Genomic DNA, 20,670 nt, shown 5'->3' with positions numbered 1-20,670 from the left:
TTTCGAATTTTCTACTCTTTCGAAGCGTTGTTGTTTTTCAAATAGCTACATAAAAAAGATGAAACAGTATTTTAATTTTTTCGATTTCACGCAAAAAGTCAATTATAAAACAGAAATTTTAGCAGGATTAACAGTCGCTATGACCATGATTCCTGAGTCACTTTCTTTTGCTATACTGGCAGGTTTTCCGCCTTTGACCGGTTTATATGCCGCTTTTATTATGGGTTTGATTACTGCGATATTTGGTGGAAGACCTGGAATGGTTTCCGGAGGAGCAGGTGCAACGGTGATTGTTTTAATTGCTCTGATGAAATCAAATGGCTTAGAATATGTTTTTGCAGCAGTTGCCTTGGCTGGGATTTTGCAAATTTTTGTTGGTATTTTTAAACTCGGTAAATTTATCCGTTTGGTACCACAACCAGTAATGTTTGGTTTTGTCAATGGATTGGCGATAGTCATTTTTATGTCACAAATGGAACAATTTAAAACTATTGTCAATGGGCAAAGTGAGTGGCTTTCTGGTAGTCCCATGTTTATTATGCTGGGTTTGGTTGCTTTGACAATTGCAATTGTACTGTTTTTCCCTAAAGTTACTAAAGCTGTTCCTGCTTCATTAGTAGCGATTATAGTTGTTTTTTCTTTGGTTTTTTTCTTTGCTATCGAAACCAAAACAGTCAAAGATATTGCTTCAGTAAGCGGTGGTTTTCCACCCTTTCACATTCCGAAAATCCCAGTGAATTTAGCAACTTTGCAAATTATATTTCCGTATGCTTTAATTATGGCTTCCGTTGGATTAACCGAAGGTTTATTGACTTTGAATTTAGTCGATGAAATCACGGAAACAAAAGGGAACGGAAATAGAGAATGCATTGCACAAGGAAGTGCCAATATTTTAAATGGTTTTTTCTTCGGAATGGGTGGTTGTCCTATGATTGCACAAACGTTGGTGAACCTTTCGGCAGGCTCCAGAGCCCGTTTATCAGGTATCATTGCTGCGTTGACAATACTGATGATTATTTTATTTGGAGCTCCAATAATTGAGCAATTACCTATAGCAGCTTTGGTTGGCGTTATGATTATGGTAGCTATTGGAACGTTTGAATGGGCTAGTTTCCGCATCATCAATAAAATGCCCAAACACGATATTTTTGTTGGCGTGGTAGTCGCATTAATTACCATTTTGCTGCACAATTTGGCTTTGGCCGTTTTAATCGGAGTCATTATTTCTGCCTTGGTTTTTGCTTGGGAAAGTGCCAAAAGAATTCGTGCCAAAAAATATATTGACGAAAAAGGGGTGAAGCATTATGAAATATATGGGCCTTTATTTTTTGGATCAACAACGGCATTTGCTGAAAAATTTGATGTTTCAAATGATCCAAAAGAAATAATCATTGATTTTAGAGAAAGCAAAATTACGGATATGAGTGCAATTGATGCCGTAAATAAAATCACTGAACGGTATGCTAAACTCAATAAAACAGTTCATTTGCAACATTTAAGCGCTGATTGTAGAACATTGCTAAAAAATGCAGATAAGATTATAGACGTCAATATTCTGGAAGATCCAACCTATAAAATAGCGATTGACTAAGGTTTTTTGGATTTGCTTAAATTGTCATTCATTCTTGCTTCAATAATTTTTTTTAAAAGTGCATCAGGAATTGGTTTTTCTGGTGTAAAACGTATGGTTCCTTTTGATACACTAAAATCTTTTAATTCTTCTTTGAATTGTTCAACTGTTTTTGAGTTCCAAGGAAAAAAACTGCAATGATTTTTAAAAGCTGCAAAACCCACTAACATTCCGTGGTATTTATAAGCAGGCATTTGGTAACTAATTACTTCTTGGGCTTCGGGAACAATTTCTTTTATGGTTTGTCTTAGTTTTTTAAGTACAATTCTCTGCTCATTCGGAAGTGATTCCAAGTATTTGTCAATAGCAATGCTGTTAGTATCAGTAGATTTACTCATACGATTTTATCATTAAATTAAAGAAAAATCAATTAGTGTGAAAATTAGTATTTGCTGTTTTAATTTGGTTCCGAATGAAATTTTATTTTACCAATAGATCCTGTTGCCGTTGGGATTAATTCAAAAACAGAAGTAGGGGCGAGCATCGGTTCTATTCGATGGGAAACATATATGATAGTCATTTTAGTTTCTTGCATTAATACATTGATGAGTTGTATTACCAAGGCTACATTTTCATCATCTAAACCCTCCACAGGTTCGTCTAGAATGACTAATGGCGGGTGTTTGAGAACTGCACGAACAATCATTGCTACTCTTTGTTGACCAATAGAAAGTTGATGGAACGTTTTCTTTTTTAGATGGCCCATCTGTATTACTTCAAGCCATTGGGCTACAATTTGTTTTTGTAATGTAGTTGGTTCAGTATATAATCCGATAGAATCAAAAAATCCAGATAGAATCATTTGCTCTAAACTATGATTCTTTTTGAATAGATTCGTCATTGCCGTGGAGAAAATACCAATTTGTTTCTTAATTTCCCATATACTTTCGCCACTTCCTTTTTTTCTTCCAAAAAGGTATAATTCTTGTCCGTATCCTTTTGGATTATCTCCTGTAATCATGGATAAGAGCGTACTTTTTCCAGAACCGTTTGGACCAATAAGTTGCCAAAATTCGCCTTGTTTGATGGTCCATGAAATAGTGTCTACAATTTTTCTTTCGTCATAGCTTACGGAAACCCCATTCATTTTTATCAGGATACTTTCTTTGTAATCAAAAGATTCTAAAGGTTTTGGAATTAAAGTAGGTGTGTCTTTTTTTAGATAGGCTTCAGTGGTGTTAATGTTGTTTAAAACAAAAGAATTATCAATTATCTGGGCTTTGTTTCGAATAAAAGGAAGTAAATCAGCAGTACGATTGACCAGTTGAATGATGCGAACCGAAGCTGATAATTTTTCGAGTGAATCGAGTAAAGTCACTCGTGAGGATTGGTCTAAATGATCAAAGGGATTGTCAAAAATGATATAATCCGGATTTTGATTGATGCAATAGCGTAAAAACTCCTTTTTTTGTTCGCCAGATGAAAAAGTGCGTAATTTTCGGTTTGATTCTGGAGCCGCTTCAACAGTATCGTATTGGTATTCTTTTTCGATGAATTTTTCAATAGCAATATCAGAAAAAAGCATTCCCTTCAGTTCATTAAAAACAGTTAATTCTCCCTTGGCTTCTCCTGAAATCAAGGTTTCAATAAAGTCTTTTTTGTTTACCTGATTGGATAACAGAATATCCCAATGTGTGTTTTTAAGCATTTTAAAATATGTAATTTGATGTGCTAAGCTGCATTAGCAAAAATAAACGTATACTTTTTTAAACACAAGTTTTACAGCTTTTATATACTGCCACTTTCAGTATAATTCAAATCAGTTTGATTTTTTTTAAATTTTAGAAGAACTAAAATTGAAGTTACGGCTCATTACTATTCTTTATTTATTACAAATTGCATCAATAAGTCGGTTTGTTGTTCATTTCCTAATGTGAAAACATGTTTGTCAAATTCAACAAACCCATTTTTAGTATAGAATCTAAGCGCTCTGTGATTTTCTTCCCAGACACCAAGCCAAATGTAATCTACACCAGTTTGTAATGCCATTTTTTTTACTTCATCAATCAATAATTGGCCTACATTTTTTCCGTGAAAAGCTTGTGAAACATAAATTCGATGCACTTCCAAAGCATTTTTATTTATCATTTCAGTTTGGGCATCGCCAAAATTTATTTTCAAATAACCAAGGATTTCGTTGTCAGAAGTAGCCAGATAAAACTGGGAATTCACATTGTTTAATTCAGCAGTTAATTGTTGTGAATTAAAACTATCTTTTACATAATTAGCAATATTTTCAGGAGTGTTTACAGCGGCAAAAGTTTCTATAAAAGTTTGGGTGCTTATCTTTTGTATTGCTTCAAGATCAGATAGTGTGGCTTTTCTAATTTCTATTGGATTCATAATAGTAAATGGTCTTTTAGGTTCTTTTAAAACTCAAAAATAACAAATAATTTTGGTAACAATTTTCATTTTCTATTATACTATTCAAGAAATCAATTCATAGATTCTAACTTTGTTGTTTTCAATTTGTACTTTTGAAACAATTAATAAAAGAACTTGAAAGAGTATAGTATATGAAAATTGTTATATCGCCTGCAAAATCCTTAAATTTTGAAAAAGAGTTACCTACTCCGCTTCACACGGAACCCCATTTTTTAAAAGAATCGAGACAAGTTCATAAAGTTTTAAAAGAAAAAAAACCTGCCCAGTTGTCCGATTTAATGAGTATTTCGGATAAACTCGCTGATTTAAACTGGAAACGCAACCAAGAATGGAAAACACCTTTTACAACTGGAAATGCACGTCCTGCAGTTTTTACTTTTGACGGAGATGTATATACCGGATTAGATGCCTATTCGATTCCAATAGAAAAATTAGAAACGTTGCAAGATAGTTTGAGAATATTATCTGGTTTGTATGGCTTATTGAAACCATTGGATTTAATGCAAGCCTATCGATTGGAAATGGGAACAAAATTACCCATTGGCGAAAGCAAAAATTTATATGAATTTTGGAAAGCAACGGTTACAAAAGCATTGAATAAAGAGCTTAAAAAAGGTGAATTGTTTATCAATTTAGCCAGTACCGAATACTTTTCAGTGATTGATGTCAAAGCGTTAAAAGTTCCTGTAATCACACCAGAATTCAAAGATTATAAAAATGGAAAACTTAAAATTATCAGTTTCTTTGCCAAGAAAGCGAGAGGAATGATGGTGCGTTATATCATTGATACCAATGCAAAAACAATTGATGATTTAAAAGGATTCAATTATGAAGGCTATCAATTTGATGCTAATTTATCAAAAGGAAATCATTTGGTTTTCACTCGATAAAATGATTTCAGATTGTTGATTAACGATTTTTGATTGCAGAAGTTTTAAACCTCTTAAAGTAGATATCTCGTATTTATCAACACGAAATCTAAAATCTAAAATCGTTAATCTGCAATCAAAAATCTAATGCATCGCATCTGCAGGATTAATTTTGTTTTTTCCTTTTTTAATTAAAAAGATTATAGGAATACAACATAAAAACATGATTCCGAGGTAAAGAAAAATATCCATATAAGATAAAACGGTACTTTGTTTCATGACTGAATAATCAATCACTTGGTATGCTTTTTTCAGAGATTCATTACTGGTAAATCCCTTTGACATAAAACCCTTCTGCAACATCATTACGCGTTGTTGTACTTCTAATCTGCTTCCGTCTAAATGCGAAACTAAATTTACTCTATGTTCTTGACTGAATCTAGTGATGAAAGTAGTAATAATGGCAATTCCAAAAGAACCTCCCAATTGTCGCATCATTCCGGTAAAGGCAGCTCCTTCACCAATATTTTTCCCTTTCAAGGTTGAAAGCGATAAAGTTGTTATAGGTACAAAAAGCAATCCCAATCCGATTCCTCTTAAAATCAAGCCCCAATAAAGATGTTCCACTCCAGTATTTGGTGTCATGCTATTGTGCATCATCAGCGTAAAGAAAAAGAAAATCAAAAATCCTATACCCACCATATAACCTTGGGGAACACCTCTTTGAATTAATTTACCAATAATTGGCATCATAATAGCGGTGGTGATGGAACCAGGAATAAGTAATAAACCAGCATCAGTAGCAGTCCATCCTAAAATGGATTGTGTGTAAATTGGGATGATTAGAGTTGAACCATAAAGTCCAAACCCTAAAATGAAACACATTAAGGTTCCAATTCGTAGATTTCCGTCTTTTAAAACGCTCAAGTTTACAATAGGATGTTTATAGGTTAACTCTCTCCATATAAACAAAATCAAGCCAAAAACGGATACAACACTCAAAAATATAATTACTTTATCATTGAACCAGTCATCTTGTTGCCCATGTTCTAAAACAAATTGTAATGAACCAATGAAAGCGGTCAAAAGGAAAATTCCCAACCAATCGACCTGTTTTGCTTTTAGTTTTTCACCAAATTTAGGGCTTCTTACAAAGCTCAATGCTAGAATAGTAGCAATAATACCAAGTGGAATATTGATGTAAAATATATAAGGCCAAGAAAAATTATCAACTAGATAACCTCCTAATGGCGGGCCCAAAGTAGGTCCTACAATTACGCCCATTCCATAAATAGCCTGAGCCATTCCACGTTTTGCAACAGGATAACTCTCGGTTATAATAGTTTGTGCTGTAACTAATAATGCACCACCACCAAGTCCTTGAATAAACCGAAAAATGATAAGTTCCCATATATTATTAGCATTACCACACAAAAAGGAGGAAACTGTAAAAATAATAATAGAAACCACAAAGTAATTTCGTCTTCCAAATTGTTGGGAAAGCCAGCTCGTCATTGGTATTACAATAACATTTGCGATAGCATAAGCAGTAATAACCCAAGCGACATCATTTAATGTTGCTCCAAGACTACCTCTCATGTTCGTTAATGCTACATTGACAATTGTAGTGTCTACAATTTCAAGCAGTGCACATAGTACTGCTGTAATCGTAATCAGAACGCGCCTGTAACCATATTCTACTAAATCATCTTCTACTCTTGCTTGTGCCATTTTAGTTTACATGTACGTCAACATCAACATTCATTCCTGGTCGTAATAATTTTATTTTTTCAACATCATTAGAGGTGTTCAAACTGATTTTAACAGGTAATCTTTGAATGGTTTTTACAAAGTTACCAGTAGCATTATCCGGAGGTAGTATAGAAAAACGAGAGCCGGTTGCAGGAGAAAATGAAGTTAATGTACCTTCAAAATCATAATCGGGATAAGCATCTACTTTGATAGTTACTTTTTGTCCAATAATCATTTTGTTCAATTGTGTTTCTTTGAAATTAGCAATTACCCAAGCATTAGAATTATTGATAATATAAAACAAGGATTGTCCCGGTTGAACCAATTGTCCCGGTTGAATATCAATTTTTGAAACCTGACCATCTATAGCTGCAGTTATTACAGTGTACGATAAATTCAGATTTGCAGCATCCAGCATCGCTTTTGCTCTTTTGATATTGGCAGCAGCCACTTCAGTTTGTTTATCGGAAACTTTTGACTTAGCTACAATAACTGATTTTTGATACGAACTTGCTTTTTCTTGTTGTTGCAAAATACGAATTTGACTTTCCGCTTCTTGTTTTGCTGCTAAAGCTTGCTCATATTGTTGTTTAGTAATCGAATGATTTTTATATAAATTTTCATAACGATTGTAATCACTGGTGATTCTGCCTAATCTAATTTTTGCAGTTTCGATATTTCCTCCTGCTGATTGTACATTAGCATCAGAAACAGAAATGTTTGCCAAAGCACTTCCAATATCTGCTTTTGAAACTTCAAAATTTCCTTCTGCAGCCAGTAACGCAGCACTTGCTTCATCAATTTTTAATTGGTAATCTCTCTTGTCGATTGTAAAAAGTGTATCGCCTTTTTTTACAAAATCATTGTCTTTAATGTATACTTTATCTACATATCCAGAAACTTTAGGGATAATTGGATTCATATTTTTCTCGATTTGAGCATCATCAGTCTGCTCATGTGATAACGAGTGCATGTATTTATAAGTTCCATAAGTTCCGCCTAATACGATCAAAGCCACTAGGATAATAATAAATTTTTTATTTGTTTTTTTCTTTTCCATGTGATTGCTGATTATATTTTTGAAAGATTGAAAGATTGTGATAATTGTCCGGTAACAGAAAGTAATTCGTAGTATTTCTGTATAATATTTGCTTTAGCTAATGCTTTATTAATTTTTGATCCCAATTGTTCTACATCGGCTTCAAGTAAATCATTAGTATCCGAAAGTCCGTTGTCGTACTTGTCTTTTATGATTCTGTAATTTTCTGTAGATTGTTCTACAGCTTGAACATAAACTTCATTTTGTTTTAATGCTAATTCGTAGTCTTCTATTGCTTTTTGAACTTGCATTTTGATATAATCAGTAAGTACGGCTTGCGAATTTTGTACTTCTAATGATCTGCTCTCGGCTAGTTTTACCATAGTCCCGTTTTTAAGGATAGAGCTGATGTCATAAGAAATTCCAACACCAAAATTCATTGCGTTTTGAACTGTCACTACATTTTTTAAGTCTAATGCCGTATAACCGCCAATAAGGGAAATAGCCGGATAATAGGCGCTTTTTGCCATTTTGATATTAGCCTTGCTTGCTTTTTCCTGAAATCGAATCGCTTCTAAATCTTTACGATTTTGTAATGCGGGCTCATCATTAGTTGGGATGTTGTCCATTTGAAAATTAGCAAAATCACTTTCTCTAATTTCTAATTTAGTTTCAACCGGTAATTTTAAAAGTGTAACCAAATAAAAATTTACAATATTCAAATTGTTATTTTCTTCGTCTATTGACAATTGAATTTTTGAAACTTGTAATTGTGATTTTAGTAAATCATTTCTAGGAATTACGCCATTTTTCTCCAAATCGCTAAAATCAACGACACGTTGTTGTGCACTTTTTTGATTTTCTTTGAGCAGTTCAATAGTTTTCTGCGATTTGTATAAATTAGCATAGCTATTGATTACTTTCATTGCAATTTCTTCCTTTGTTTGCGAAGCTGTTGCATTTTCAGCCTGATACAAATTCTCAGAAACTTTTATACTGTTTTGAATTTTAAAACCTGCAAAAACCGGTACGTTTGCATTTACCTGACCAATCATCAATTGATCTACAACTGGCATCGGCTCAGAGCTGCTACTTTTATTTACTTTTAGGTTTATAGAAGCTTTTGCCAATCTTTGATATTGTCCTGAAACTTTTAAATCAGGATATTGACTGTTCTTTACCGATTGTAATTCGTATTTTTTAGTAGCCACTTTGGTATTGGCTAAACTAATTTCATTACTTTTTAACCAAGCCATATGAATGGCTTCATCGAGAGTAAGACTCGTTTTTTCTTGAGCTTCTACTGAAGAAATTCCTATAAAGAAAATCCCAAAGAGCATTAATTGACTAACTTTCATATATTAGAAGGGCTTTTATAGTTTGTTGAATGTGCTTTGTCAAATTGGTTTTTATGTAATTATTATATAAGTCTTCGGTTTTCAAATTTAGTAAATTTTCAAAGAACGGTTTGTTCATGTGAAAATGAAAAAAAGTACCAAGAATTGTTGGAGTTATCAGCGGAATGATAATGTCTTTTCTAAAAACGCCCTTTGATTGACCTTCTTCGATTATAGCTTCAAGGGATTTTAGATTTCCTTTTTTTAATTCAGTAAAGGATTGAAAATTCAAATCTCGTTTGTTTGTGGCAAATTCAAAATGTAATATTCTATAAATTCCTTTATTACAATTGATTCTATTAATATACAGCTCGATTAACTTATTAATTTTCTCAATAGGTTCGAGCTTTTCTTGCATTAATGTATCTAATTGGGTTTTTAAATCGGAAGTTCTGTATAAAATTAATGATTCCAATAAACGCTCTTTGGATCCAAAATAATAGGAAACCATTGCGATATTTATTTTTGCTTCTTTTGAGATGTTTCTGATTGAGGTACCATCAAAACCTTTTTCAGCAAACAGCGTTTCGGCCACCTGAAGAATTTTGATTTGTTTCTCGTTAAAATCAGTATTTGATCCCATACATTTTAAATATTGAACAAAATTAAACAAGTGTTTAATTTAAACAGTTGTTTAATTTTATTTTAACATAATTTTAACATAATAAAATTGATTGTATTATGTTAAAAATGCGTCGAAAAAGAAATTTTAATGAAATGAGAACTTAATAAAAAAATCAATATTGCACTCCTTTCAAAATTGTGAATATCTATTTTAGGAATGATGATTTTTTTTACCTCTAAAATCTATCTTTGACATCCTTAAAAAAAAGAGATGAGCACAATTTGGTATGAATGCAAAGTAAAATATAGAAAAACAGATGAAACTGGCGGACAAAAGATTACGACAGAACCGTACTTGGTAGACGCGTTATCCTACACAGAAGCAGAAAGCAGAATTAATGAAGAGATGTCGGCGTATATCAGTGAAGAATTCAAAATCACGAATATAAAAGTAGCCAATTATGCTGAGATTCATCCTTTTGAAAATGCAGATCGTTGGTTTAGATCTAAAGTTTCCTTATTGGCGTATGACGAAGAAAGCGGTAAGGAACGCAAAACCAATATGTATTTATTGGTGCAAGCCAATGATGTAAAAGAGGCGTATGATAACACCACCAGCGTAATGAAAGGCACTATGGGCGACTATACCATACCAGCAATTTCGGAATCTCCTATTATGGATGTTTTTCCTTATTTCAGTGGGGAAGAAGGAGAACTGGAACAATTAGAACGATTCAATGCGCTGAAAGGTTCTAAACCGGAAGCGGCAGTGGAAATAGTGGATCATATGGAATTTGAAACAGCTCCAGAAGAAGAAGCTGCAGTTTAAAATAAGTTATTTTAAAAAAATTCACCGCAAATTCGCAAAGTATCGAAACAGTTGCTAGCTGTTTTTATTTGCGAATTTGCGGTTTTTTAATTTTAACCCAAGTTTTTTATAATCTCAATTAGTCCTGTTTAGCTAAGACTTTTTCATATGCTTTTCTGGAACTTCCTCTAAAATATACTTCGCCACAGTACGTATAACCCGAACTTTCAAAAATTTTCATCATGGCGATGTTGTCAAAATTGGTGTCTGCTTTTATGCTGTAGATGTTATTGCTTAGCGCAAAATCTTCTATGTATTTGAGAATCATTTTGGCCAAGCCTTTACCCAAATACTTTTCAGAAATGGCTACTCGGTGCAATACTACAAAATCACCATTCGTTAGCCACTTTCCTTCAATTTTCTCATAGGCAGGTTCGTCATTGATTAGTACCGCACTATAACCGATGATAGTTTCTCCATCAACCAAAACAAATCCTTCCCCTTTTTCAATATCTTTTTGTACGACTTCTGGATTTGGATAACCGTCTTGCCATTGATTGCTCCCGTCTTCTTTTCTTCGTAGGATAGCTTGTTGTAAAATTTCCCATATTGGAGCTATTTCAGATAGTTCCGCTTTTCTAAAGTGATAATTCATTCTTGTAATTTAAATTTTTTCGATTAACGAATAGGCTTTAAAAGTACAAAACATACTTTAAATTTTGAACAATCCGTATTGTGGAATGTATTTATTTTTTAGAAGAATATGTTGCTGAGTAGAAGTGTTTGTTGTTTATGCTGTTATTGCTAGCGCGAGTGTCCCGCTCGTGAACACTAACAAAAATAACTATAAATTTGTAATAGGCACGAGCGGAACGCTAGCGCTAGCAGGGGGGGAGTGTTTTTTAGAGACTTATATATTCATTATTAATTTGATATGTTATGAATATGCAATATATTATTAATGAAACCAAATAACTATTAAGGTCTTTAATTTTTTTTTCTTTTTTTAATTTGTAAATTTTATATAAATTAAAAATTATAGGCGGTAGAATAAAGATAATGGTTGCTATTTTTTCTGATGTAATTGCAATTTGACTTTCAGAACCAGCTCCAGAACCAAAATATAGAAAGAAATGGAGAATCAAAGCAAAACGCATTACATAAAAGTAAAGAATTTCTAGAGTTAAAATAATTGCTAAAAGTTTAAAGTTTATTTTCACGTTTGTTTTTTGACAATTATTTTTCAATGGATTTTAGCATTTGATTTATTCTTCTTTCTGCTTCTTCCTTTGTAATTCCATTATGATAATCTTTTACGAATTGATGTTCAAAATCATTATTTGGAATTATTTCAGCTCTGGAATTTCCTTTTCTCGTATAAATTGTTGTGGGAATATTTGTTGTGTTTTCATAATCTGGCGGATAGTTACTTAACCAACCAAAATATTTTGTTTCATGATTCTCATTATTAAAGTTTTCTGAATAATCTTCAAAACTTTTGTCACTTAATGAAACCCAAAGTCCATATTCCAAATTTTCACAATGGTCAATTACTTTTTGTGTTAAAGTACAACGAATAAATTTGTCAGTTTGGTCAGCATAATTTATTACACAAAAGTCAGAAGTTAATTCTGCAATTGTTTGTTTTTCTTCTTCTGTTAAATTATTATAGTGAGTAGGTGAGGAATACGCCAAAGAAGGCCATTCTTCGTGTTCTTCTCCACAACATTCACATATGTATTTAATATTTTTGGACATATTTAGTTCTTATTTTCTCCAATTTAGTGTAACATTATCACCAATTTTTATATATGTCTGACAAAATCAGACCTATCACCCCAAATTTTGGTGCTTTGTATGACAAATGTCATTTTTTTCTTTTGCTAATATATGAATAATTACTTACAAATAATTTAGTGTTTTATAAAATATGAGCATAAAAAAACGGCGTTTAAATCAATTTTAAACGCCGTTTGATATTATATAAAATAAGTTGTTTATCGAATCGCTTTTACAAATTCTGAAATTTTTCCTGTTCCGTTTTCGGTTAAATGCGTAATGAAAGCACTTCCTATAATTGCTCCTTTGGCAAATTGCGTAGCTTGATTAAAGGTTTCTGCATTGTTGATTCCAAAGCCAATTACTTGAGGATTTTTTAGATTCATTCCTGCAATGCGTTTGAAATACTCTTCTTGAACGCTTCCAAAACCAGATTGCGAACCCGTAACACTTGCCGAACTTACCATATAAATAAATCCATCAGAAACGCTGTCAATAAAACGAATGCGCTCGTCAGAAGTTTGTGGCGTAATCAAGAATATATTCTTCAATCCGTATTTTTCGAAAGTAGCTTTGTATTCATCGGCATAGACATCAACCGGAAGATCAGGAATAATTAATCCGTCGATGCCAATCTCCGCACATTTCTTGCAGAAGTTCTCCACACCGTATTGCAACATTGGGTTGAAATAGCCCATAATCACTAAAGGAATAGAAACTGATTTACGAATGTCTTTTAGTTGGTCAAACAAAACTTGAGTTGTCATTCCGTTATGCAACGCTTGAGTGGAACTAGCTTGAATCGTAGGACCATCGGCCAATGGATCGCTAAACGGCAATCCGATTTCAATCATATCGATACCGCTTTTTTCTAAATCCTGAATGATTTGTACGGTATCATTTAAGTTAGGATATCCCGCAGAGAAATAAATGGAAAGTATCTTTTTGTCTTCTTGTAATTTTTGATTTATTCTGTTCATTGTTTTATTTTTTGTCCTAATAGGTTTTCAAAACCTTGTAGGTGCATGTTTTTATATTTACAATTATTAATTTTGCAGATAAATCCATGCAACTATTCCGGATTTCAATGTTATTTGAACTCTTTTATACGCATTAGATTCGAATTGATCTGCTTTAGTCAGATCTTCACTGGAAACAGTAAAAACAATACCATTTATTTCATCCGAAGGATTTTCGCTTGGTATTGCTACAAAATAATCTGCCATTCCAAATTCTTCTTCTATTTTTAGATCTTTTAGTTTATAGCCTTTGAGTTGGTCTAGTGTTCCAGTCAATAGCTTGTTAAAAACCTGTATTTGAATTTCTTTAGACTGTAATGTTCCGTAAGAGAATATATGTTCCATAATACTATTTTTTCTCGTTATTTATTTGCGTTAGGGATAGGAACGGCATCCTTTTTTGTGGTTTTTTCTACCACAAAAAAGATATAGTGTACAGCCCGACCCGACTTTTTTTGGGAGGGTAACGCCCAAATTATTCTTCTGTTATAATTTAAAATAATCGATATACGTATTCAAATCTTTGTCACCGCGACCGGAAAGATTGATGACTACGATGTCCTCTGGCTTGAATTTCATTTCGTCCAGAACGGCAAAGGCATGCGCACTTTCGATAGCAGGAATAAGTCCTTCCATTTTAGATAGTTTTAATCCCCATTGCATGGCTTGGTCATCCGTAATGGAGATGAATTGTGCTCTGCCAGTAGCGAATAAATTAGCGTGCATAGGACCTACACCCGGATAATCCAGTCCTGCCGAAATGGAATACGGCTCGGTGATTTGACCATCAGGAGTTTGCATCAACAGGGTTTTACTGCCGTGAATAACGCCTACTTTCCCTAATGCCGATGTAGCGGCACTTTCGCCTGAATCGACTCCTAAACCCGCTGCTTCGACCGCAATAATATTCACGTCTTCATTATCCAGAAAATGATAATAGGCTCCGGCAGCATTGCTACCGCCGCCTACACAGGCAATCACATAATCAGGATTTTCACGGCCTTCTTTTTCTAATAATTGTTCTTTGATTTCCTTAGAAATAACACTTTGGAAACGTGCCACCATATCCGGATAAGGATGTGGACCCACGACAGATCCAATGATATAATATGTGTCTACAGGATTGTTAATCCAGTCGCGAATTGCTTCGTTAGTGGCATCTTTTAACGTTCTTGAACCCGAAAGCGCCGGACGCACTTCGGCACCCAACATTTTCATACGAGCTACATTTGGCGCCTGACGTTTGATGTCGATTTCTCCCATATAAACGATGCATTCCAGTCCCATTAACGCACAAACAGTTGCTGTTGCAACGCCATGCTGACCCGCGCCCGTTTCTGCAATGATTCGTTTTTTACCCAAACGTTTGGCTAATAAAATTTGTCCAATCGTATTGTTCACTTTGTGCGCACCAGTGTGACATAAATCTTCTCTTTTTAAGTAGATTTTAGTGTTGTATTGTTCGGATAGTCGTTTTGCAAAATAAAGAGGCGTAGGGCGACCTACATAATCTTTAAGCAAGGCATCAAATTCAGCCTGAAATTCTGGTTCGGCTGTTATTTTTAAATAATTTTGACGTAATTCTTCCACATTTGGATATAACATTTCAGGAATGAAGGCACCTCCAAATTCTCCGTAATAGCCTTTTTCGTTGACGTTGTATGACATAATTTTATTTTTTTTTATTTTTTGGGTAGAGACGTTGCATTGCAACGTCTCTACATAATTGTATGTTTTTTAATCCGGGTTCTATTTCAAATTTACTGTTTACATCAATGGCGTAAATGGGTAAATTGGTTTTTAAAATTTCATTTACGGCGTCCATTTCATTAATTCCGATTCCTCCACTCAAGAAAAATGGTTTGCTTGAAGGATATTTTTCTAATACTTTCCAATCGAATGTGGTTCCGTTTCCGCCGGGTAATTTTCCTTTGGTATCAAAAAGGAAATAATCACAAACGGCCTCAAAGGGTTTCAGCACATCAAAATCAAAAGAATCATCAACAGAGAATACTTTTATGATTTCAATTGAATTATCCATTTTATTTTTCAAATCTAAACAAAATTCTACCGATTCCTGTCCGTGCAATTGAACGGCTTGCAAATCGTATTTTACTATTTTTTCAAGAATTTCATTTTGTGTGGCATTTACAAAAACGCCCACTTTTTTAATCGATTTTGGTAAATCCGGAATACTATCCTCAAAATACCGAGCTGATTTCTCCCAGAATATAAAGCCCATATAATCGGGCAGGAGCGAACCTACTTCGAGTATATTATCGGGATATTTCATGCCACAGATTTTGATCCCCACCCCAGCCCTCCCCGAAGGGAAGGGAGTCGAAGTATCTTGATTGTCAGTGTCTTTTTTCATCCAGTTTTTTGCCACGAATTTTACAAATTTTCACCAATTGAATTCGTGTTAATTTGTGAAATTCGTGGCTAGTTTTAAATTTTTAATTTTGAAATAAATTCCGTTGCTGCTTTACCTGCATTATCTGTTTTCATAAAGTTTTCTCCAATTAAAAATCCTTTATATCCGTATGGCTTTAATTCATTAATCGCTTCAACGGATGAAATGCCGCTTTCAGAAACTTTTACAAAGTCATCTGGGATTTGAGCTGCTAATTGTTTGCTGAAATCCAGACTTACCTCGAATGTTTTTAAGTTTCTATTGTTCACACCAATCATATCTAATGTTGGCATAATCGATTTTTCCAGTTCTTCCTGATTGTGAACTTCCAATAAAACTTCCAATCCTAAATTTTTAGCAAATTCAGATAATGATTTGATTTCGTCTCTCGTTAAAACCGCAGCAATTAACAAAATTAAATCAGCTCCATATGCTTTGGCTTCTAAGATTTGATATTCATCAACAATGAATTCTTTTCTCAATAATGGAATCTTGACTGTGGCTCTTGCCAAAAGTAAATCATCTAACGAACCACCAAAATATTTTCCATCCGTCAATACTGAAATTCCACAAGCACCAGCATTTTCATATCCTTTGGTTACTTCTTCCACCGTAAAGCTATAATTTATTTCTGCTTTGGAAGGCGAACGACGTTTATGTTCAGCAATAATTCCTGATGTGCTGTTTCTTAAATTATCGCTCAAAGAAATAGTCTTTTTTTCAAAGAAAACGGAAGCTTCCAATTGCGAAACGGGAATGATGGATTTTTTGAGAATGACTTCTCTTTTTTTGTCAACTATAATTTTATCGAGTATGTTCATTTATTTTAATTTAAAGATTGAAAAATTTAAAGATTGAAAAATTCCAATCTGAATAAAATTAGTCTTTGATTTTAGTACTTAAGTATTTAATAAAATTGGATAAGTTTTGAGATATCTCTATACTTATTTTATAGCTTTCTTCAATTTCTGTTTGAGAACAAAAGCCAAGTTCCCGAGATAATATTAACATACTTCTAACTTCTGCGCAACTTCCCTTTGAGATTTTCAAATATCTAATGAGTTGTTTGTTGTTGTTATATTCCGAACCTTCGGCAATATTATTGGTTATTGAAATAACTGCTCTTTTTATTTGATCTTTAAAACCAAATTCTTTTTCAAAGATTTTAGTATTTAATAATTCAAAAATTAATTTTGCTAATACAACCCCTTTTTTATAAACATCAAACTCTTCAAACGATTTTGTCATAATCTTTAAATCTTTAAATGCTTAAATTTTTCAATTTCTTCAAAGCTACAAGTCCTTTACCAGAAAATAAACTTTCTTTTGCTATTTGAAATCCTTCTAAAGGAGAACATTTTGTAACGGTTGCAATTGCCATTGCAGCATTGGCGCAAACCACATTATTCTGAGCTTCGGTTCCTTTTCCAGAAATGATATCAGTAAATATTTGAGCGGATTCTTCGATAGTTTTTCCACCTTCGATTTCGTTTTGCAATAAAAGACGAACACCAAAATCTTCTGGATTTAACATTCCTTCCATTGAACTGGTAATCGTTTTTGTAGGTCCTGTCAATGAAACTTCGTCATAACCGTCAAGCGAATGTAAGATGGTGAAATTCACATCCGTATTTTGATACAAATAGGCATACATTCTGGCCATTTCTAAATTGAAAACACCGACCAATTGATTTTTTGGAAAGGATGGATTAACCATTGGTCCCAACATATTGAAAAAAGTTTTCACAGCTAATTCTTTTCGAATTGGTCCTACATTTTTCATAGCGGGGTGAAATAACGGTGCGTGTAAAACACAAATTCCTGCTTTATCGATGCATTTCTCCAGAAAATCAGTGTCATTACTGAACTTGATTCCCATTTTTTCCATTACATTACTAGAGCCGGAAATAGAAGAAACCCCATAATTCCCGTGTTTTGCCACTTTTATTCCTGCTCCCGCAGCCACAAATGAAGCCAAGGTTGAAATATTGAAGGTGTCTTTTCCATCACCACCCGTTCCGCACAAATCGATGGTATTATAGGCTGATAAATCCACACGGATACACAGTTCCAACAACGCTTCCCGAAAACCGGCAAGCTCTTCTATACTGATGCTTCGCATCATATAAACGGTCAGAAAAGAAGCAATCTGACTGGTGTTATAACTTCCGTTGGAAATATTTACCAATACGTTTTTTGCTTCTTCTTGCGAAAGCATTTCGTGATTGATCAGTCTGTTTAATATATTTTTCATTTTTTTAAGTTGTTTTTGCCACAAAGGCTCAAAGACAATATTTTTTATTTTACTATAACTGATAATGAAGCCCTAAAATTAATGCTCACTTCCTTTATAAATCCACATCGGTTCTGTTTGTCCTGCACGTTCAAAACCATTTTTTTTATAGAAATCGATCGCTTTTCCATCTGCTGTTAGCATTTGCATGTGAAAGCTACTATATTTCTCTTGCATTTTATCAAAAATCATTTTGCCAATTCCTTTTCCTTGATAGTCTGGATGAACTAACAGATGTGGGTAATAAACCACTAAATATCCATCAGAAATAGCATTTCCCAGTCCAACTAATTTTTTATTTTCCCAAGCAGTAATTAAAGTATCCGAATTCAAAAGACCATTAAACAATTGTTCTGGTTTGTCGGCTGAACTCCATTCATTTGCTTTATAAAGCGCTAGTATATCTTCAATTTTTAAATCTTTTGTCTCGGAAATTATAATTGTCATTTTGTTTTTTTTATTGAAAAATACAATTGTGTACAGGCATTGCACTATGTTCAGACGTTGCACTGCAACGTCTCTACGATTTTATCCAATTTTCTAATATCTTTTTCCCGTTTGGAGTCAACACACTTTCCGGATGAAATTGTACACCGCGCACATCGTACGTTTTGTGTCGCAACGACATCACCTGCCCATTTTCATCAAATGAAGTCGCTTCCAGAACATCTGGCAAATTGGCGTCAACCACCCAAGAATGATAACGTCCTACTTCAAATTCATTTCCTAATCCTTCGAATAAAAGCTCATCATCCACGACCGTTTTTACCATCGTTGCTACACCATGATATACTTTATCTAAATTTGAAAGCGTTCCTCCATAAACTTCGCCTATTGCTTGTTGTCCTAAGCATACACCAAAGATACTTTTTGTTGGTCCGTATTTTTGAATGACTTCTTTCAATAATCCCGCTTCATCTGGAATCCCGGGTCCGGGAGAAAGTAGAATTTTATCAAAAACTGCAATTTCATCAATATCAAATTCATCGTTTCTATAAACGGTTACTTCGCAATCTAAATCTTCAAGATAATGCACCAAATTATAAGTGAAACTATCGTAATTGTCTATGACTAGTATTTTTTTCATTTTCCTCCCCCAACCCCTCCGAAGGAGGGGAGTACCTATTGGGGTAAATAGGGTTTTTAATTATTATTTTTATTTGCAACTTTATAAGTTGCTAATTTTTTTAGATTTGGCTCCCTTCCCTTTGGGAAGGGTCGGGGAGGGGATTTAAATTGTTTCCGCTAAATCCAGAGCGGCATTTAATGCTCTTAATTTATTATATACTTCCTGCATTTCGCTTTCTTCATCAGAGCTGGCTATAATTCCCGCTCCGGCCTGGCAATGCAATTGGTGATTTTTACTAAGGAAAGTACGAATCATAATGGCATGATTAAAATTACCTTCAAAATCCATAAAACCGATAGCACCACCATAAAAAGTCCTATTCGTTTTTTCGTAATCTTCGATGAGTTGCATCGCTCGGTGTTTTGGAGCACCGCTTAATGTTCCTGCAGGAAAAGTATCGGCTACGACTTGCATCGTTGTTGCGCTTGGGTGCAAATGTCCTGTCACTTTTGAAACTAAGTGAATAACATGCGAGAAAAACTGTACTTCTCTATATTTTTCAACATTGACATTATGGCCATTTCTGCTTAAATCATTTCTGGCTAAATCCACCAACATGACATGCTCGCTGTTTTCTTTTTTGTCTATTGATAATTCTTTAGCAAGGATGGCATCTTTTTCATCATCACCAGTTCTTTTGAAAGTTCCTGCGATAGGATGAATTTCGGCTTTACGATTTTTTACAATAATTTGGGCTTCTGGTGAAGAACCAAATATTTTAAAATCCCCGTAATCAAAAAAGAATAAATAAGGGGAAGGATTGATGCTTCGCAATGCTCTGTACACATTGAATTCATCGCCTTTAAAGCCTTGGGTAAATCTTCTGGATAAAACTAATTGGAACACATCTCCACGGAAACAATGCTTTTTGGCCAAAGCCACATTATGCTTGAATTCGTCGTCTGTTAAATTTGAAAAACCATCTCCTTCTTTAGAGAATTTATAAGATGCAATATTTCGGGATTGTAATAATTGTTCGATTTCTGAAATGTTATTTTTTCCGTCTAAACTGTGACAGAAAATATAAGCTTCATTTTTAAAATGATTAATAGCAATAATATTTTGGTAGACTGCATAATAAACATCAGGAATAGAAATGCTATTGTCTTTTTTAGCAATCGTTACTTTTTCGAAATAACGAACAGCATCGTATGAAATGTACCCAAACAAACCATTATTGATGAATTTGAAATCATTTTTCTCTGATTTGAACTGACCTGAAAATTCTTGAATTACCTGTGGAATGTCGGTTGTTTTGTCAATGTTAATTTTCTCAAAACTGCCATCAGGAAAGGTCTTGTATATAATTTCATTTTCTATTTTTATAGAAGCAATCGGATTGCAACAGATATAAGAAAAGCTGTTGTCATTTCCATGATAATCACTACTTTCCAGTAGCAAACTATTTGGGAATTTATCACGAATTTTGAGATACACACTTACTGGAGTAATAGTATCTGCAAGGATTTGCTTGTAATTTGTATTTAGTATAAAAGGTTTCAATTTGTATAATTTTTAGAGTTGTGTGATAGTGATAAAATGGGCACAAAAAAAAGGCCTGTCGTGATGACAAGCCTTTCATATTTATAGTTT

At 33.7% G+C, this 20,670-nt stretch carries 22 protein-coding genes; 3 read left to right on the top strand and 19 right to left on the bottom strand.

From position 1 onward, the window contains the following. The first annotated feature begins 58 nt into the window (after window positions 1-58). A complete protein-coding gene (locus ACM55H_RS03845) occupies window positions 59-1,591 on the top strand; it encodes a SulP family inorganic anion transporter (protein ID WP_416835252.1) in 1,533 nt (510 codons plus the stop codon). Here ACM55H_RS03845 and ACM55H_RS03840 read toward each other — a convergent pair. The 3 genes from ACM55H_RS03840 to ACM55H_RS03830 form a co-directional block, all read right to left on the bottom strand. After that, window positions 1,588-1,968, bottom strand: coding sequence for an iron chaperone (locus tag ACM55H_RS03840; RefSeq protein ID WP_416835251.1), 381 nt, complete (start codon window positions 1,966-1,968; stop codon window positions 1,588-1,590). The two genes, ACM55H_RS03845 and ACM55H_RS03840, sit on opposite strands and share 4 nt — an antisense overlap. 59 nt (window positions 1,969-2,027) lie before the next feature. After that, the gene (locus tag ACM55H_RS03835) at window positions 2,028-3,278 is read right to left on the bottom strand and encodes an ATP-binding cassette domain-containing protein (protein WP_416835250.1); all 1,251 of its coding nucleotides are present in this window, start codon (window positions 3,276-3,278) and stop codon (window positions 2,028-2,030) included. 167 nt (window positions 3,279-3,445) lie between these two features. After that, a complete protein-coding gene (locus tag ACM55H_RS03830) occupies window positions 3,446-3,973 on the bottom strand; it encodes a GNAT family N-acetyltransferase (protein ID WP_416835249.1) in 528 nt (175 codons plus the stop codon). Window positions 3,974-4,146: 173 nt separating this feature from the next. Between ACM55H_RS03830 and yaaA the strand changes: the two genes are divergently transcribed. After that, complete coding sequence (yaaA, locus tag ACM55H_RS03825; RefSeq protein ID WP_416835248.1) at window positions 4,147-4,905, top strand: peroxide stress protein YaaA; 759 nt, start codon at window positions 4,147-4,149, stop codon at window positions 4,903-4,905. Window positions 4,906-5,028: 123 nt separating this feature from the next. Here yaaA and ACM55H_RS03820 read toward each other — a convergent pair whose 3' ends face one another. Genes ACM55H_RS03820 through ACM55H_RS03805 form a run of 4 tightly spaced genes read right to left on the bottom strand, consistent with a single transcriptional unit; the run spans window position 5,029 to window position 9,655 of the window. After that, window positions 5,029-6,615 (bottom strand): DHA2 family efflux MFS transporter permease subunit, encoded by a 1,587-nt coding sequence (locus ACM55H_RS03820; protein ID WP_416835247.1) that lies wholly within the window; start codon window positions 6,613-6,615, stop codon window positions 5,029-5,031. 1 nt (window position 6,616) lies between these two features. Then, the gene (locus ACM55H_RS03815) at window positions 6,617-7,696 is read right to left on the bottom strand and encodes an HlyD family secretion protein (protein WP_039109666.1); all 1,080 of its coding nucleotides are present in this window, start codon (window positions 7,694-7,696) and stop codon (window positions 6,617-6,619) included. 11 nt (window positions 7,697-7,707) lie between these two features. Next, window positions 7,708-9,033 (bottom strand): TolC family protein, encoded by a 1,326-nt coding sequence (locus tag ACM55H_RS03810; protein WP_416835246.1) that lies wholly within the window; start codon window positions 9,031-9,033, stop codon window positions 7,708-7,710. Further along, window positions 9,023-9,655: a TetR/AcrR family transcriptional regulator gene (locus tag ACM55H_RS03805; protein WP_416835245.1), complete on the bottom strand. Its 633-nt coding sequence runs from the start codon at window positions 9,653-9,655 to the stop codon at window positions 9,023-9,025. Before ACM55H_RS03805 ends, ACM55H_RS03810 begins: the two co-directional genes overlap by 11 nt. A 252-nt stretch (window positions 9,656-9,907) precedes the next feature. Here ACM55H_RS03805 and ACM55H_RS03800 point away from each other — a divergent pair, with 252 nt between their 5' ends. After that, window positions 9,908-10,465, top strand: coding sequence for a DUF4494 domain-containing protein (locus tag ACM55H_RS03800; RefSeq protein WP_315177322.1), 558 nt, complete (start codon window positions 9,908-9,910; stop codon window positions 10,463-10,465). 118 nt (window positions 10,466-10,583) lie between these two features. Here the strand turns inward: ACM55H_RS03800 and ACM55H_RS03795 are convergent, their stop codons facing one another. The 12 genes from ACM55H_RS03795 to ACM55H_RS03740 form a co-directional block, all read right to left on the bottom strand. Further along, a complete protein-coding gene (locus ACM55H_RS03795; protein WP_416835244.1) occupies window positions 10,584-11,099 on the bottom strand; it encodes a GNAT family N-acetyltransferase in 516 nt (171 codons plus the stop codon). A gap of 581 nt (window positions 11,100-11,680) precedes the next feature. Next, window positions 11,681-12,202: a DUF2199 domain-containing protein gene (locus ACM55H_RS03790; RefSeq protein WP_416835243.1), complete on the bottom strand. Its 522-nt coding sequence runs from the start codon at window positions 12,200-12,202 to the stop codon at window positions 11,681-11,683. A 239-nt stretch (window positions 12,203-12,441) separates the two neighbouring features. Then, window positions 12,442-13,203 (bottom strand): tryptophan synthase subunit alpha, encoded by a 762-nt coding sequence (gene trpA / locus ACM55H_RS03785; protein ID WP_416835242.1) that lies wholly within the window; start codon window positions 13,201-13,203, stop codon window positions 12,442-12,444. Between the two features lie 66 nt (window positions 13,204-13,269). Next, window positions 13,270-13,587, bottom strand: a complete 318-nt coding sequence (locus tag ACM55H_RS03780; protein ID WP_416835241.1) for a gamma-glutamylcyclotransferase family protein — start codon at window positions 13,585-13,587, stop codon at window positions 13,270-13,272. Window positions 13,588-13,728: 141 nt separating this feature from the next. After that, window positions 13,729-14,910, bottom strand: coding sequence for a tryptophan synthase subunit beta (gene trpB / locus ACM55H_RS03775; protein WP_039109925.1), 1,182 nt, complete (start codon window positions 14,908-14,910; stop codon window positions 13,729-13,731). 4 nt (window positions 14,911-14,914) lie between these two features. Then, window positions 14,915-15,556 carry a phosphoribosylanthranilate isomerase gene (locus ACM55H_RS03770; RefSeq protein ID WP_465245463.1) on the bottom strand — a complete coding sequence of 214 codons (642 nt, stop codon included), beginning with the start codon at window positions 15,554-15,556 and terminating at the stop codon, window positions 14,915-14,917. Between the two features lie 134 nt (window positions 15,557-15,690). Then, window positions 15,691-16,476 carry an indole-3-glycerol phosphate synthase TrpC gene (gene trpC / locus ACM55H_RS03765; protein WP_416835239.1) on the bottom strand — a complete coding sequence of 262 codons (786 nt, stop codon included), beginning with the start codon at window positions 16,474-16,476 and terminating at the stop codon, window positions 15,691-15,693. A gap of 58 nt (window positions 16,477-16,534) precedes the next feature. Next, the gene (locus tag ACM55H_RS03760; protein WP_416835238.1) at window positions 16,535-16,903 is read right to left on the bottom strand and encodes a four helix bundle protein; all 369 of its coding nucleotides are present in this window, start codon (window positions 16,901-16,903) and stop codon (window positions 16,535-16,537) included. A 13-nt stretch (window positions 16,904-16,916) separates the two neighbouring features. Beyond that, window positions 16,917-17,909, bottom strand: coding sequence for an anthranilate phosphoribosyltransferase (gene trpD / locus ACM55H_RS03755; RefSeq protein WP_416835237.1), 993 nt, complete (start codon window positions 17,907-17,909; stop codon window positions 16,917-16,919). A 78-nt stretch (window positions 17,910-17,987) separates the two neighbouring features. Further along, window positions 17,988-18,395, bottom strand: coding sequence for a GNAT family N-acetyltransferase (locus ACM55H_RS03750; protein WP_416835236.1), 408 nt, complete (start codon window positions 18,393-18,395; stop codon window positions 17,988-17,990). 73 nt (window positions 18,396-18,468) lie between these two features. Then, window positions 18,469-19,035 carry an anthranilate synthase component II gene (locus ACM55H_RS03745; protein WP_416835235.1) on the bottom strand — a complete coding sequence of 189 codons (567 nt, stop codon included), beginning with the start codon at window positions 19,033-19,035 and terminating at the stop codon, window positions 18,469-18,471. A 144-nt stretch (window positions 19,036-19,179) separates the two neighbouring features. Continuing rightward, window positions 19,180-20,580 (bottom strand): anthranilate synthase component I family protein, encoded by a 1,401-nt coding sequence (locus ACM55H_RS03740; RefSeq protein ID WP_416835234.1) that lies wholly within the window; start codon window positions 20,578-20,580, stop codon window positions 19,180-19,182. Window positions 20,581-20,670: the final 90 nt, after the last annotated feature.

Origin of the sequence: Flavobacterium cryoconiti, from assembly GCF_048158645.1 — a bacterium.
GTDB classification, from domain to species: Bacteria; Bacteroidota; Bacteroidia; order Flavobacteriales; family Flavobacteriaceae; genus Flavobacterium; species Flavobacterium cryoconiti.
Note: the sequence above shows the minus strand (reverse complement) of the source record. Positions and strands in the feature narration are given on the sequence as shown.

Bases quoted from the DNA above. Each gene is read 5' to 3' on its own strand.
- ACM55H_RS03845 (WP_416835252.1), top strand. From the start codon at position 59: ATGAAACAGTATTTTAATTTTTTCGATTTCACGCAAAAAGTCAATTAT.
- ACM55H_RS03840 (WP_416835251.1), bottom strand. From the start codon at position 1,968: ATGAGTAAATCTACTGATACTAACAGCATTGCTATTGACAAATACTTG.
- ACM55H_RS03835 (WP_416835250.1), bottom strand. From the start codon at position 3,278: ATGCTTAAAAACACACATTGGGATATTCTGTTATCCAATCAGGTAAAC.
- ACM55H_RS03830 (WP_416835249.1), bottom strand. From the start codon at position 3,973: ATGAATCCAATAGAAATTAGAAAAGCCACACTATCTGATCTTGAAGCA.
- yaaA (WP_416835248.1), top strand. From the start codon at position 4,147: ATGAAAATTGTTATATCGCCTGCAAAATCCTTAAATTTTGAAAAAGAG.
- ACM55H_RS03820 (WP_416835247.1), bottom strand. From the start codon at position 6,615: ATGGCACAAGCAAGAGTAGAAGATGATTTAGTAGAATATGGTTACAGG.
- ACM55H_RS03815 (WP_039109666.1), bottom strand. From the start codon at position 7,696: ATGGAAAAGAAAAAAACAAATAAAAAATTTATTATTATCCTAGTGGCT.
- ACM55H_RS03810 (WP_416835246.1), bottom strand. From the start codon at position 9,033: ATGAAAGTTAGTCAATTAATGCTCTTTGGGATTTTCTTTATAGGAATT.
- ACM55H_RS03805 (WP_416835245.1), bottom strand. From the start codon at position 9,655: ATGGGATCAAATACTGATTTTAACGAGAAACAAATCAAAATTCTTCAG.
- ACM55H_RS03800 (WP_315177322.1), top strand. From the start codon at position 9,908: ATGAGCACAATTTGGTATGAATGCAAAGTAAAATATAGAAAAACAGAT.
- ACM55H_RS03795 (WP_416835244.1), bottom strand. From the start codon at position 11,099: ATGAATTATCACTTTAGAAAAGCGGAACTATCTGAAATAGCTCCAATA.
- ACM55H_RS03790 (WP_416835243.1), bottom strand. From the start codon at position 12,202: ATGTCCAAAAATATTAAATACATATGTGAATGTTGTGGAGAAGAACAC.
- trpA (WP_416835242.1), bottom strand. From the start codon at position 13,203: ATGAACAGAATAAATCAAAAATTACAAGAAGACAAAAAGATACTTTCC.
- ACM55H_RS03780 (WP_416835241.1), bottom strand. From the start codon at position 13,587: ATGGAACATATATTCTCTTACGGAACATTACAGTCTAAAGAAATTCAA.
- trpB (WP_039109925.1), bottom strand. From the start codon at position 14,910: ATGTCATACAACGTCAACGAAAAAGGCTATTACGGAGAATTTGGAGGT.
- trpC (WP_416835239.1), bottom strand. From the start codon at position 16,476: ATGAACATACTCGATAAAATTATAGTTGACAAAAAAAGAGAAGTCATT.
- ACM55H_RS03760 (WP_416835238.1), bottom strand. From the start codon at position 16,903: ATGACAAAATCGTTTGAAGAGTTTGATGTTTATAAAAAAGGGGTTGTA.
- trpD (WP_416835237.1), bottom strand. From the start codon at position 17,909: ATGAAAAATATATTAAACAGACTGATCAATCACGAAATGCTTTCGCAA.
- ACM55H_RS03750 (WP_416835236.1), bottom strand. From the start codon at position 18,395: ATGACAATTATAATTTCCGAGACAAAAGATTTAAAAATTGAAGATATA.
- ACM55H_RS03745 (WP_416835235.1), bottom strand. From the start codon at position 19,035: ATGAAAAAAATACTAGTCATAGACAATTACGATAGTTTCACTTATAAT.